The 12,906-nt window shown below is 67.8% G+C and carries 13 protein-coding genes; 9 read left to right on the top strand and 4 right to left on the bottom strand.

What is annotated here, in order from left to right; genetic code table 11:
- The first annotated feature begins 5 nt into the window (after positions 1 to 5).
- The gene (locus YU1_RS0116975; protein ID WP_029005088.1) at positions 6 to 209 is read left to right on the top strand and encodes a DUF1737 domain-containing protein; all 204 of its coding nucleotides are present in this window, start codon (positions 6 to 8) and stop codon (positions 207 to 209) included.
- A 30-nt stretch (positions 210 to 239) separates the two neighbouring features.
- Here YU1_RS0116975 and YU1_RS0116980 read toward each other — a convergent pair whose 3' ends face one another.
- Complete coding sequence (locus tag YU1_RS0116980) at positions 240 to 1,154, bottom strand: cation diffusion facilitator family transporter (protein ID WP_029005089.1); 915 nt, start codon at positions 1,152 to 1,154, stop codon at positions 240 to 242.
- 124 nt (positions 1,155 to 1,278) lie between these two features.
- Here YU1_RS0116980 and YU1_RS0116985 point away from each other — a divergent pair, with 124 nt between their 5' ends.
- Together YU1_RS0116985 and oxlT are read left to right on the top strand one after the other, a co-directional pair.
- Positions 1,279 to 2,349: a MaoC family dehydratase gene (locus YU1_RS0116985; RefSeq protein WP_342447001.1), complete on the top strand. Its 1,071-nt coding sequence runs from the start codon at positions 1,279 to 1,281 to the stop codon at positions 2,347 to 2,349.
- A 408-nt stretch (positions 2,350 to 2,757) separates the two neighbouring features.
- Positions 2,758 to 4,074, top strand: coding sequence for an oxalate/formate MFS antiporter (gene oxlT / locus YU1_RS0116990; RefSeq protein ID WP_029005091.1), 1,317 nt, complete (start codon positions 2,758 to 2,760; stop codon positions 4,072 to 4,074).
- Positions 4,075 to 4,123: 49 nt separating this feature from the next.
- On the opposite strand, the gene YU1_RS29950 is transcribed toward oxlT, so the two are convergent.
- A complete protein-coding gene (locus tag YU1_RS29950) occupies positions 4,124 to 5,086 on the bottom strand; it encodes a CE1 family esterase (RefSeq protein ID WP_051356969.1) in 963 nt (320 codons plus the stop codon).
- Between the two features lie 404 nt (positions 5,087 to 5,490).
- On the opposite strand from YU1_RS29950, the gene YU1_RS0117000 reads away from it, so the two are divergent.
- The 5 genes from YU1_RS0117000 to YU1_RS0117020 all read left to right on the top strand — a co-directional run bounded on the left by YU1_RS0117000 (position 5,491) and on the right by YU1_RS0117020 (position 9,997).
- Entirely contained in the window at positions 5,491 to 6,201 is a 711-nt protein-coding gene (locus tag YU1_RS0117000; RefSeq protein WP_084539937.1) for an OmpW/AlkL family protein, read from the top strand.
- Positions 6,202 to 6,488: 287 nt separating this feature from the next.
- A complete protein-coding gene (gene sdhC / locus YU1_RS0117005; protein WP_029005093.1) occupies positions 6,489 to 6,890 on the top strand; it encodes a succinate dehydrogenase, cytochrome b556 subunit in 402 nt (133 codons plus the stop codon).
- Between the two features lie 13 nt (positions 6,891 to 6,903).
- Positions 6,904 to 7,290 (top strand): succinate dehydrogenase, hydrophobic membrane anchor protein, encoded by a 387-nt coding sequence (gene sdhD, locus YU1_RS0117010; RefSeq protein ID WP_029005094.1) that lies wholly within the window; start codon positions 6,904 to 6,906, stop codon positions 7,288 to 7,290.
- Between the two features lies 1 nt (position 7,291).
- Positions 7,292 to 9,127 carry a succinate dehydrogenase flavoprotein subunit gene (sdhA, locus tag YU1_RS0117015; RefSeq protein ID WP_029005095.1) on the top strand — a complete coding sequence of 612 codons (1,836 nt, stop codon included), beginning with the start codon at positions 7,292 to 7,294 and terminating at the stop codon, positions 9,125 to 9,127.
- A gap of 84 nt (positions 9,128 to 9,211) precedes the next feature.
- Positions 9,212 to 9,997, top strand: coding sequence for a succinate dehydrogenase iron-sulfur subunit (locus YU1_RS0117020; protein WP_029005096.1), 786 nt, complete (start codon positions 9,212 to 9,214; stop codon positions 9,995 to 9,997).
- Between the two features lie 105 nt (positions 9,998 to 10,102).
- Here the strand turns inward: YU1_RS0117020 and YU1_RS34035 are convergent, their stop codons facing one another.
- Entirely contained in the window at positions 10,103 to 10,948 is an 846-nt protein-coding gene (locus tag YU1_RS34035; RefSeq protein ID WP_198018966.1) for a hypothetical protein, read from the bottom strand.
- A gap of 260 nt (positions 10,949 to 11,208) precedes the next feature.
- On the opposite strand from YU1_RS34035, the gene YU1_RS32110 reads away from it, so the two are divergent.
- Positions 11,209 to 11,733 carry an arsenate-mycothiol transferase ArsC gene (locus tag YU1_RS32110; RefSeq protein ID WP_051356970.1) on the top strand — a complete coding sequence of 175 codons (525 nt, stop codon included), beginning with the start codon at positions 11,209 to 11,211 and terminating at the stop codon, positions 11,731 to 11,733.
- A gap of 44 nt (positions 11,734 to 11,777) precedes the next feature.
- On the opposite strand, the gene denD is transcribed toward YU1_RS32110, so the two are convergent.
- Positions 11,778 to 12,758, bottom strand: coding sequence for a D-erythronate dehydrogenase (gene denD, locus YU1_RS0117035; protein ID WP_029005097.1), 981 nt, complete (start codon positions 12,756 to 12,758; stop codon positions 11,778 to 11,780).
- Positions 12,759 to 12,906 lie beyond the last annotated feature (148 nt).

Raw genomic sequence — 12,906 nt, forward strand, 5'->3', positions numbered from 1 at the left:
AGGCCATGAAGCTCTATCGCTATCTCACCGGACCGGACGACACCGCCTTCTGCAAGCGCGTCTCGGCGGCGCTCAACAAGGGCTGGCAGCTGCACGGCGCCCCCACCCTCACCTTCGATCCGCTGAAGGGCCGCGTCATCTGCGGCCAGGCGATCGTCAAGGAGGTGGCGGGCGAATGGTCCGAGGACCTCACCCTGTCCGACTACTGACCGGCAAGCCGTTGAATTGAAACGCGTCTCTCAGGCGGCCACCGGCGCATCCGCCGGCTCGGCGGCGCGGGGGATGAGCACGATGGATACCTCCACATCGTCCCCCGCCTCGGCAAACTCGCGCACCACCGCCGCGCGGATCGCCGCCGCCGCCGCCCGCGCCTGGCCGACGCTCCAGTCGGCATCGAAGCCGAGGTGCAGGTCCACCATCATCTTGCCGCCGTGCTGCCGGGTGCGGATGTCGCCCAGTTCCTCGAAATCGTCGAAATGGCTGGCCAGCGCCCGCAGGATGCGCAGCTGCCCGGCCTCGCCGATCGCCTGGTCGAGCAGCGAACCGATGGAATTCGTGAGCATCTCGAAGATGTTGTAGATCATCAACGCGATCACCACGAAGGAGGCGAGCGGATCGAGATAGGCGATCCAGTCCACCGAGAAGGACGAGGTGATGACGGTGACGACGAACACCGAGCCGGACGACACCGCCGAGACCAGATGCACCCGCGCCTGGGCGGCGATGACGGGGGAGTGGGTCTCCTCCGCCACCCGCCTGGCCTTGCGGTTGAGATAGACATTGCCCACCGCCGCCACCGCAGTGACGCCGAGGCCGAGCAGGGCGCCGCTGACATGCTCGGGGTTGAGCAGGCCGTGGATGGCCCGCGTGCCGGCGATGACCACCAGCACCACCTGCAGCACCGCGATCATCAGCTCGGCGAGATTCTCCAGCTTTCCAAGACCATAGGCGAACCGCCCCTTCTCGCGCCCGTGGGCGATCCTCAGCACCAGCCAGCAGGTGGTGAGCGAGGTGAGGTCGAAGGACGTGGCCAGCAGGTCCGTCAACACCGCCGCCGAATTGGTGAGCGTGGCGGCGAGGATGTAGAAGGGAAACAGGCAGGCGACGAACACCATGGCCTGGAACGACAGTTTCTGGCTGGCGGAACCCGACACGGGCAGTCCTCTTCTTGGTTCGGGCCATGGGGGCCAAGGTGTCCATTAGGTCAAGCGACGGCCCGCCGCAACACTACATCTTGGCCCTTTTCCCCGTTGCGCGGCGCCGGGCGGCTCTGCAAACATGGCGGCACAGGGGGACCGCATGAGCAAGACCAATTCGGGCAACTTCTTCGAGGACTTTTCGCTTGGCCAGGTGATCCGCCACGCCACGCCGCGCACCATCACCAGCGGCGACGTGGCGCTCTACAGCGCCCTCTACGGCTCGCGCTTCGCGGTGCAGTCCGCCGACACCTTCGCCGAGGACATCGGCTATGCCCGCGCGCCGGTGGACGACCTGCTGGTCTTCCACGTGGTGTTCGGCAAGACGGTGCCGGACATCTCGCTCAATGCGGTAGCCAATCTCGGCTATGCAGGCGGGCGCTTCCTCGCCCCGGTCTATCCCGGCGATACCCTGACCGCCGTTTCGGAAGTCATTGGCCTCAGGGAGAATTCCAACGGCCAGAGCGGCGTCGTCTACGTCCGCTCCACCGGCTTCAACCAGGACGGCACCGAGGTGCTGGACTATGTGCGCTGGGTGATGGTGCGCAAGCGCGATCCCCGCGCGCCGGCGCTGGAGACCCATGTCCCCGCCCTGCCCGCGGCCCTGGCCGCCGATGCGCTGGGCAATGCGGTGCCCCCGCTCGATATGGACGCCTGGCGCTTCGAACTGTCCGGCAGCCCGTTCCGCTTCAGCGACTATGAGGTGGGCGAGCGCATCGACCATGTGGACGGCACGACGGTGGAGGAGGCGGAGCATATGATCGCCACCCGCCTCTACCAGAACACGGCCAAGGTCCATTTCAACCAATATACCGAAGGCGCAGGCCGCTTCGGCCGCCGCCTGATCTATGGCGGCCACGTCATCTCCATCGCCCGCGCCCTGTCGTTCAACGGCCTGTCCAACGCCTTCCATATCGCCGGCATCAACGGCGGGCGGCATGTGGCGCCGCTGTTCGCGGGCCTCACCGTCTTCGCCTGGAGCGAGGTGCTGGACGCCCAGGAGATCTCCGGCCGCGACGACGTGGGCGCGCTGCGCCTGCGCACCATCGCCACCAAGGATCAGCCCTGCGCCGACCTGCCGCAGAAGGTGGGGGAGGAGTATGACCCGAGCGTCATCCTCGACCTGGATTACTGGGTGCTGATCCCGCGCTGAGGCGTGGGCGAGCCACCGGGCCCGCCGCTGCCCCTGAAACCTGAAGACCTCAACAACGCCCGACACGCAACCACAGATTGCGCGATCGGCGCCGCGCGCCTGCGCGCAGGGCTTATCTGCCGTTAGGTTAAGTCGTTGATGCCCTTACGTATTCCGCTGCGTCACGACTTGCGCGACCGCTTCGTCTCTGGTGATCTGCCTGAACTGTATTTTGGATTTGGCATACCAGATCACCTTACGGGAGATGGAGACCCCGCCTGCCGCACCCCGCCCGGCCCCACGCCAAGGCCGCATCCCGGTGCCCGTTGTTACCCGAAATCCCAAGCCCATCCCGGAAGGCGGACGGGTTCCTAAGGCCACCCAAGATGGCCGCCTTCACCTTTCATCAGGAAACGCACGAGGTCAGATATGGCAAAAGCCGCTCAGCCGGCCAGCGAGTCCCAGCGCTGGATTCAATTGATCTGCGGCGTCGTCTGCATGGCGATGATCGCGAACCTCCAGTACGGATGGACCCTGTTCGTCGACCCCATCGAGGCCAAGCACCAGTGGGGGCGCGCGGCCATCCAGCTGGCCTTCACCATCTTCGTCCTCACCGAGACCTGGCTGGTCCCCATCGAAGCCTGGTTCGTGGACCGCTACGGCCCCCGCGTGGTGCTGATGTTCGGCGCCGTCATGATCGCGGCCGCATGGACGCTCAATTCCATGGCCTCGTCCCTGTTCGTGCTCTATGCCGCCTCCGTGGTGGCGGGCATCGGCGCGGGCGCGGTGTACGGCACCTGCGTCGGCAATGCGCTGAAGTGGTTTCCCCATAACCGCGGCCTCGCGGCCGGCATCACCGCGGCGGGCTTCGGCGCGGGCGCGGCGCTCACCGTGGTGCCCATCGCCCAGATGATCGCCACCCATGGCTATGAGGCCGCCTTCCTCACCTTCGGCATCGGCCAGGGCGTGGTGGTGTTCGTGCTGTCCTTCGTGGTGCGCAAGCCCCCGGCGCAGATGGCCCCGCCCAAGAAGCTGTCCCGCCTGCCGCAGAGCAAGATCAACTACGCGCCCCGCGCCACGCTCTCCAAGCCGATCTTCTGGCTGCTCTACGCCATGTTCGTCATGGTGGCCTCGGGCGGCCTGATGGCGGCGGCGCAGATCGCCCCCATCGCCCACGATTTCAAGGTGGCGGACGTGCCGGTGAGCCTGCTGGGCGTGCAGATGGCGGCGCTCACCTTCGCCATCTCGCTGGACCGCGTCTTCGACGGCTTCGGCCGCCCGCTGTTCGGCTGGGTGTCGGACAACATCGGCCGCGAGAACACCATGTTCATCGCCTTCACGGTCGCCGCCGGCTCGCTGCTCATGCTGGTCTACCACGGGCAGAATCCGGTGATCTTCGTGGTGTTCTCGGCGCTGTTCTTCGGCGTGTTCGGGGAGATCTACTCCCTGTTTCCCGCCACCTGCGGCGACACGTTCGGCTCCAAATTCGCCGCCACCAACGCCGGCATGCTCTACACCGCCAAGGGCACGGCGGCGCTGCTGGTGCCGCTCGCCAGCCTCGTCGCCGCCCGCTACGGCTGGTCGGCGGTGTTCGCAATCGCCATGGGCCTCAACCTGACGGCGGCCTTCCTGGCCATGTTCGTGCTGAAGCCGCTGCGCGCCCGCTTCCTCGCCCGCTCGGCGGTGGAAGCTGCGGCCGCCCCGCAGGCCCCGGCCTGGCAGCCGGGGTCGGAAGCCGCCCACTGACACACGAAGGAGAGCCGGCGCGATGCCGGCTCTCCTTCTCTTGTTTCATTTATCGCGCGGCGGTGGGGAGCCCCTGCCCCGCGCTTTTCTGTTTCATGGGCGCCGGCTTCAGGGGCGAGGGCAGAGGCAGAGGAACCGCCGGGCCCGCGCCCGCGGGGCCCGCCCCCGGCGCCAGGGAATGCCGGGCAAACAGCGCCCAGCTTTCCGCGCCCGCGTCGATGTCGTGGTTGCGCAGGCCGAGAAACACCGTGGCCAGTTCCGGCGAGGTCTTTACCCGCGCCGGCGACTGGTGGCCGCCGCGCTCCACCCGGTAGAGCGCCACCTCGCCCGGCGCGGCGCATCCCGACCAGCGCCGGAGCGTCACGCTGGTCCCGTCGATGCGGTCGAGGTCGGGCAGTGATTCGGCCTCGGAGGAGGCGCAGCCGTTCAGCGAGGCATACAATTCGGCGCTGTCCGGCGCGGAGAGCGTGGCGCCCATGGGCGTCCAGAAGCCGTCCCAGGCAATCACCGGATCGGCGGTACCGTGGATGAACATGATCGGCACCGGCCGGCTCGGGCGGCACTGCTCGCGGTAATTGGCCGGGGCCGTCGCCATGATGACGGAGAAGGCGGCGTAGAGGTCCGCATGCTCGCAGGCCATGCGCTCGACCATGAAGCCGCCGTTCGAGATGCCCATCAGATAGATGCGATTCGGGTCGGCGATGCCTTCGGCGACCAGTTGCTGGGTCAAGGCGATGAGGAAGGCCACGTCGTCGCCGGGGGTCAGCACCGCCTTGAGCCGCATGGCCGCCGGACGGCCGTCGTTCCAGACCCGCCCGATGCCCTGGGGATAGACCGCGACGAATCTGTTCTGCGCCGCCGTCGGCTCCAGGCCCACATAGCCCATGAAGCCTTCCGCGCTCTCGCCCGCGCCGTGCAGCGCGATCACCGTCGGCTGCGGCCCGAGGACGCCCGCCGGGCGCGAGAGAAGGTAGCTGCGCTGTTCCGCGCCGACCGAAAGGGTGCGCTCCACCGCGGCTTCCTGCGCCCGGGATCTCGCCGGGGCCGCCAGACCCGCAACCAGGACGCAGGCCAGCACGCAAAGCCGCCACCACGGGACACAGCTACGATTCATCCACCCGCATCCCAAACTATCGCGGCACGAAGGCCCCACTCCGCACGCAGCGCCGCGTCCCGCGGTCGCACTCGCGAGTGGCAGCATTGCCACCACAACCGATTTTCCGCCGCCACAACCCATTTTCAGGTAGCGAATCTCACAGCATCCCGTCACTCTTGCGGCCACAATGTGGCGCATTGCCCACTGTTGCAAGTCGGCAACAGGCCGCCGCCACGGCCAGAAAATTGATCTGGCTCAAACGGCGGACTCAGGGATGGGGCAAGTGTCCGTCATCGAATTCTTGTTGGAGATTGGGGCAAATGGCTGGCTGGACTGAGGCATGGGGCGCAAGCCTGAAGACCGTCGCGACTGTCGCGGGCGCTGTGGTGGTGGGCTTGGCGGCGTTCAGCGCCGCGCCGGCTTCGGCCGCTGACCTCGCCGTGAAGGCACCGGTGGCGCCGGTGGTGGTCGACACTTGGAACCCCTGGCAGATCCGCCTGCGCGCGACCGGCGTCATCACCAACAACAGCGGCTCGGTGAACGGCATCGCCGGTTCGGGCCTCAAGTCGTCCGACACGATCATCCCCGAGCTGGACATCTCCTATTACTTCACCCCCAACTGGGCGGTGGAACTGGTGCTCGGCACCACCTACAGCTACATCGACGGCACCGGCAGCCTGAACAACGTGGCCATCGGCAAGACCTGGCTGCTGCCGCCTACCCTGCTGGCGCAGTACCACTTCACCAATTTCGGCGCCTTCCAGCCCTACGTCGGCGCCGGCGTGAACTACACCATCTTCTACAGCACGGACGCCAACCAGGTGACCTCGCTGGACATCAAGAACACCTGGGGCTGGGCCCTGCAGGTCGGCTTCGACTACATGCTGGACAAGCACTGGGGCTGGAACGTCGACGTCAAGAAGCTGTTCCTCCAGCCCGACTTCGACGTGGTCGTGGGCACCACGCCCTACACTGGCTCCACCAAGCTGGACCCGTGGCTGATCAGCACCGGCATCACCTACCGCTTCTGATCGCCGTATCCACAGGCTTTCACCAGACAGCGCGGGGCAACCCGCGCTGTTTTGCATTGCGACGCCCCTTGGCCCACCTGGGTTTCAAAACCCTGTCGCAGGCGTTTGACCGGACCTGTCCGCATCCCTCCGATCGCAGCCCTGACCCCAGCGCGGGACCGGAATGCTTGGCAGCCGCGCTGCACTGCGCCATACCACCACCGCAATAGATCAGACCCCTCCTTTGGAATCGTTGCGAACTGCCAACGATTGGGATACCTGATCGATCGATTTCCGGAGGAGGCCCCATGGCCGACAGCCCGCCCCGCATTGTGCGCCCCATCTCTCCCCACCTGCAGATCTACCGTCCGCTGTTCACGATGGTGATGTCCATCGTGCACCGCATCACGGGGATGGCGCTGTATTTCGGCACCGTCCTGCTGGTCTGGTGGCTGCTGGCGGCCGCGTCGTCGCCCAACGCCTACACCACCTTCGCCAATGTCGCCGGATCCTGGATCGGGCGGCTGGTGCTGCTGGGCTTCACCTGGGCGCTCATCCACCACGCCCTCGGCGGCGTGCGGCACCTGATCTGGGACACGATCCACGGCTTCGGCCCCAAGGAGCGCGTCCTGCTCGCGAAGGCGACCCTCGCCGGCTCGATCGCCCTCACCATCATCGTCTGGGCCATCGGCCTGGCCGTGAAGAGCTGAGAGGGTCTTTCCCATGCACAGCCCCATGCGCACCCCGCTCGGCCGCGTCCGCGGCCTCGGCTCCGCCCGGTCCGGCACCGAGCACTTCTTCGTCCAGCGGCTCACCGCGATCGGGACCCTCATCCTCGCGGTGATCTTCCTCTGCATCGTGATCTCGCTGCTCGGCGAGAGCTACAACACGGTCCACGCCACCCTCGCCAACCCGCTGGTGGCGGTGGTCATCCTGCTGATGCTGCTGTCCATCACGGTGCACATGCGCATAGGCATGCAGGTGGTCATCGAGGACTATCTCCACAACGAGGGCGTGAAGGTCCTGGCGATCATCGCCAACACCTTCTTCACCACCGTGATCGGCCTCGCCGGCGCCTTCGCCGTGCTCAAGATCAGCATGGGAGGCTGACATGCCCGAAGCCACCACCAACGGCACCAGCGCCCCGGCCTATAACGGCAGCGCCTACCCCATCATCGACCACACCTACGACGTGCTCGTCGTCGGTGCCGGCGGCGCCGGCCTGCGCGCGGTCGTGGGCTGCTCGGAGGCGGGCCTGCGCACCGCCTGCATCACCAAGGTGTTCCCCACCCGCTCCCACACCGTCGCGGCCCAGGGCGGCGTCGCCGCTTCGCTCGGCAACATGGGCGAGGACCAGTGGCAGTGGCACATGTACGACACCGTAAAGGGGTCGGACTGGCTGGGCGACCAGGACGCCATCGAATATCTGGTGCGCAACGCGCCCGCCGCCGTCTATGAGCTGGAGCACTGGGGCGTGCCCTTCTCCCGCACCGAGGACGGCAAGATCTACCAGCGCCCGTTCGGCGGCATGACCACGCACTTCGGCAAGGGCACCGCCCAGCGCACCTGCGCCGCCGCCGACCGCACCGGCCACGCCATGCTGCACACGCTCTATGGCGCGGCGCTGAAGCACAAGGCCGAGTTCTTCATCGAGTATTTCGCCATCGACCTGATCATGGACGAGGAAGGCCGCTGCCGCGGCGTGATCGCCCTGAAGATGGACGACGGCACCATCCACCGCTTCCGCTCGCACCTCGTGGTGCTGGCCACCGGCGGCTACGGCCGCGCCTATTTCTCCGCCACCTCCGCCCACACCTGCACGGGTGACGGCGGCGGCATGGTGCTGCGCGCCGGCCTGCCGCTGCAGGACATGGAATTCGTGCAGTTCCATCCGACCGGCATCTACGGCTCGGGCTGTCTCATCACCGAGGGCTCGCGCGGCGAAGGCGGCTACCTGACCAATTCGGAAGGCGAGCGCTTCATGGAGCGCTACGCCCCTTCCGCCAAGGACCTCGCCTCGCGCGACGTGGTGTCCCGCTCCATGACCATGGAGATCCGCGAGGGACGCGGCGTCGGCAAGGCCAAGGACCACATCTTCCTGCATCTGGATCACCTCGATCCGGCGATCCTGCACGAGCGCCTGCCGGGCATCTCCGAGAGCGCCCGCATCTTCGCCGGCGTCGACGTGACCCGCGAGCCGATCCCGGTGATTCCGACCGTCCACTACAACATGGGCGGCATCCCGACGAACTATCACGGCGAGGTGCTGAACAAGGTCAGCGGCGATCCGGACAAGGTGGTGCCGGGCCTGATGGCCATCGGCGAGGCGGCCTGCGTGTCCGTGCACGGCGCCAACCGCCTCGGCTCCAACTCGCTCATCGACCTCGTGGTGTTCGGCCGCGCGGCCGCGCTGCGGGCCGCCGAGCTGGTGCAGCCGGGCGAGAAGCACCAGGAACTGCCGGCCAACAGCGCCGACCTGGCGCTCTCCCGTCTCGACCGCTTCCGCAACGCCGCCGGCGACACCGCGACGGCCGAGCTGCGTGGCAACATGCAGCGGGTGATGCAGAACAATTGCGCGGTGTTCCGCACCGGCGAGGTCCTCGAAGAGGGCCACAAGCTGATCCACGACGTCTTCAAGGCGTCCGGCAACATCCGCGTGTCCGACCGCTCGCTGGTGTGGAACTCGGACCTCATCGAGACGCTGGAATACGACAACCTGATCGCCCAGGCCGTCGTGACCATGGACAGCGCGCTCAACCGCCAGGAGAGCCGCGGTGCCCACGCCCGCGAGGATTTCCCGGACCGCGACGACCACAATTGGATGAAGCACACCCTCGCCTACATCGACACGGCGAGCGGCGAGGTGCGGCTGGAGGACCGTCCGGTCCACACCTACACGCTGTCCAACGACATCCAGTACATCGAGCCCAAGAAGCGGGTGTACTGATCCGAACGACCTTATCGGGCCGGCCCGTGCTCAGCGCGGCCGGCTCTCGCGAACGACCGGCGCAGCCGACGATTGGGACGCACCATGGTTGAGCTCTCTCTCCCGAAGAACTCTCAGATCTCCACGGGCAAGACCTGGCCGAAGCCCCAGGGCGCCTCCAAGGTCACCGAGTTCAAGATCTACCGCTGGAACCCGGACGACGGGAAGACGCCGTCGATCGACACCTACTATGTGGACCGCGAGAATTGCGGCCCCATGGTTCTCGATGGCCTCATCTACATCAAGAACCACATCGACCCGACGCTGACCTTCCGCCGCTCCTGCCGCGAAGGCGTGTGCGGCTCCTGCGCCATGAACATCGGCGGCACCAACACCCTGGCCTGCACCAAGGGCATGGACGAGGTGCTGGTGAAGGGCACGGTCAACGTCTACCCGCTGCCGCACATGGAAGTGGTGAAGGACCTCGTTCCCGATCTCACCCGCTTCTACGCCCAGCACGCCTCCATCGAGCCCTGGCTCCAGACCGACACCACCGCTCCCGAAAAGGAGTGGCGCCAGTCGAAGGAAGACCGCGAGCGCCTCGACGGCCTGTACGAATGCATCCTGTGCGCCTGCTGCTCCACCTCCTGCCCGAGCTATTGGTGGAACGGCGACCGCTACCTCGGCCCGGCGGCCCTGCTGCAGGCCAACCGCTGGCTGAAGGACAGCCGCGACGAGCGCACCGGCCAGCGCCTGGACAATCTGGAAGATCCCTTCCGGCTCTATCGCTGCCACACCATCATGAACTGCGCCCAGGCGTGCCCGAAGAGCCTCAACCCGGCCAAGGCCATCGCCGAAATCAAGAAGATGATGGTCGAGCGCCAGATCTGAGACCGGGTCGGAGCCGGGTCCGCCCGGCTCGACGCCCGCCTGAAACGAAAAACGCGCGCCCTGGGGCGCGCGTTTCTTTTTGAGCTTCGCCACTGTGGCGAAAGATCAGGCCTTCTTCGGCGCCTTGGGGGCCGCGGCCTTCTTGGTGATGGGCTTGGCCGCCGGCTTGGCAGCGGCAGGCTTCGCAGTGGCAGGCTTGGCAGTGGCCGCCTTCGCGGCGACAGGCTTGGTGGCAGCAGGCTTGGCGGCAGCAGGCTTGGCAGCCTTGGCCGGGGCCTTCGCGGGCTTGGCCGCTTCCGCCTTCGGAGCCTCGACCGGAGCCGACGCCTCGGCCGGCTTCGCCGCCGGGGCCTTGACTGCCTTGGGCGCCTTCGCAACCGTCTTCACCGGCTTCGCGGCAACCTTGGGGGCCTCCGCGACAGCGGCCGGAGCCGCCTTGGCAGCCGGCTTGGCCGGAGCCTTCGCCGCCTTGGGCGCAGCGGCCTTCGCCGCAGCCTTCGGCGCTTCGGCCTTCGCGGCACTCTTCACAGGGGCCGTCTTCGCCGGCTTGGCAGCCGGGGCAGCGACCGTCTTGGTCGCGGCAGCCTTCGGGGCCGCAGCCTTGGGAGCGGCAGTCTTGGGCGCCGCAACCTTGGCCGGGGCGGCCTTGGGGGCCGCAGCCTTCACCGCCTTCGGAGCAGCGGCCTTCGCCGCGGCAGCCTTGGCCGGAGCGGCGGCCTTGGGGGCCGGCCCCTTGGCGGCCGTGGCCTTCGGGGCCGGAGCCACCTTCGCGCTCACCTTGGCCGGAGCCTTCGCCTTCGCGGCGACCGCCGCCTTCGGCTTGTTGGGAGCCTGGGTCAGGGCCGACGCAGCCAAAACCTTGATCTCGTCCAGGGACACGCTCCCCGGATCCCGCAGCGCCTTGGCCGCGATCCGGCTGACTTCGACGCCCGTCACTTCGCTCTTCGCCATTCAAGCCTCCGATACACTGCCGGCGGAGACGCATGTCAGCGAATCACGATGCGCGCCAGCTTTTGGATACATCCCCGGTAAGAACTTCGAATTGGTTAAGGAGTTTCGGAACGCCCGCCGATTCTCCCGCAATCCTCCATTTCCCGCCGCCACACGCCGGACACCGCGCTGTCATCGTCGCGTTGAGGCTTGCCGCTAAGAGCTTCCGGCGCGCCGGATTCCGCGGCTGGGAGGAGGGCGCGTGGAAGGAGGCCCGTTCCATGACCCTTGCCCCGCCCCTTGCCCCCGTGTCTGCCCCACGGCCGCTGCCCGCGGCCGAGGTGCTGGCGGCGATCCCGCAGCGCCCCTCCATCCTGTTCGCATGCCGGGACAATTCCGGCCTCAGCCTGCTGGCCGAGGCGATGGTCAACCATGCCCACCGCCAGATCCGCGCCTTCAGCGCCGGCATCCATGGCAGCGGCGCGGTGGACAGTGCGCTGGTCGATTGCCTCGACCTGGAAGGCATCCCGTCCGACGGGCTCTCCTCGAAGCCGATGGAACTGTTCGGCTTCTCGGGTGCGCCACGAATCGACCTGGTGATCTCGCTGGTGGCCGACGCCCGCGAGCGCATCGAGCGCCTGACCGGCATCGCCCCGCTGCCGGTGGAGACCTGGTCGTTCGAAGACCCCTCGACGGTGGCCGATCCGCGCCGCCGCCGGCATCTCTACCGCCAGATCGTGCCGCGCCTGCGCGCCGGCATCTCCGCTCTCGCCGCCGCGCGGGCGGAGCCGGCCTTCGCCGCCTGACGGGCCGGCACCGGCCACCGGCCGGTGCCGTTCAGATCCCCGCTTCAGTCCGCGATCCTGCCGCCCAGTTCATCGGCGATATGGATGCGGATGATCTCCTCGAACGAGGTCTCCGCCTTGAAGCCGAGCGCGAGGGCGCGCTGCGGATTGAAGGTGCGCGGCCAGCCGCTGACGATCTTGGCCACCACCGGGTCAGGCTCGCGGCGGATGCGGGCCACCACCTTGTCGCCCGCCACCTTGCGCAGCGCCTCGATCTGCTCGCCGACGCTCGCCCCGACCCCCGGCATGCTGATGGAGCGCCGGGCGCCCAGGGGCGCCGTGTCCAGCGTCGCCGCATGGACGAGGAAGCCCACCGCCGAGCGCGGCGAGGCATGCCAGTGCACCACGTTCTCGCTGACCGGCAACACCGCCTCCTGGCCCGCCAGCGGCTCGCGGATGATGCCGGAGAAGAAGCCCGACGCCGCCTTGTTGGGCTTGCCCGGCCGCACGCAGATGGTGGGCAGGCGGATGCCCACGCCGTCGAAGAAGCCGCGCCGCGAATAGTCCGCCAGCAGCAGTTCGCCGATGGCCTTCTGGGTGCCGTAGGAGGTCAGCGGCGTGAGGAAGAAATCATCCTCGATCGGGGTCTCGGGATAGGGCGCGCCGAACACCGCCAGCGAGGAGGTGAAGACCAGGCGCGGCGTATAGCCCTCCAGCACCCGCACCGCGTCGAACAGATAGCGTGTGCCGTCGAGATTGATGCGATAGCCCTTGTCGAAATCCGCCTCCGCCTCGCCCGAGACGATGGCGGCGAGATGGAAGATGACGTCGGGCCGGTCGGCGATGAGCGCCTCGGCCTCGCCCGGCACCGAGAGGTCGGACACCCGCGTCTCGATGGGAAACGGCGCCTCGATCCGCGCCGGTGCCACCACGTCATGGGCGGTCAGGGCGGTGATCGGCGTGCCGCCGAGGCGGCCATCCTTGGCCAGGCGTTCGATCAGCTTGCGGCCGACCATGCCGGCGCCGCCGATGACGAGAATGCGCATTGGAAGCTCTCCTTGGACATGCACCACTGGCAGGACCGCCGCTTCCGTTGTCCGGAAGCTCCTTGTCGTCCGCTGGCGGTGCGGCCAGGGCGGCCCGGATCGATCCGGGCGATGGCGGGAAAAGGCCGCCGCGCCGGAGCGGCGCGGC

Source organism: Azorhizobium doebereinerae UFLA1-100, assembly GCF_000473085.1.
Taxonomy (GTDB): Bacteria; Pseudomonadota; Alphaproteobacteria; order Rhizobiales; family Xanthobacteraceae; genus Azorhizobium; species Azorhizobium doebereinerae.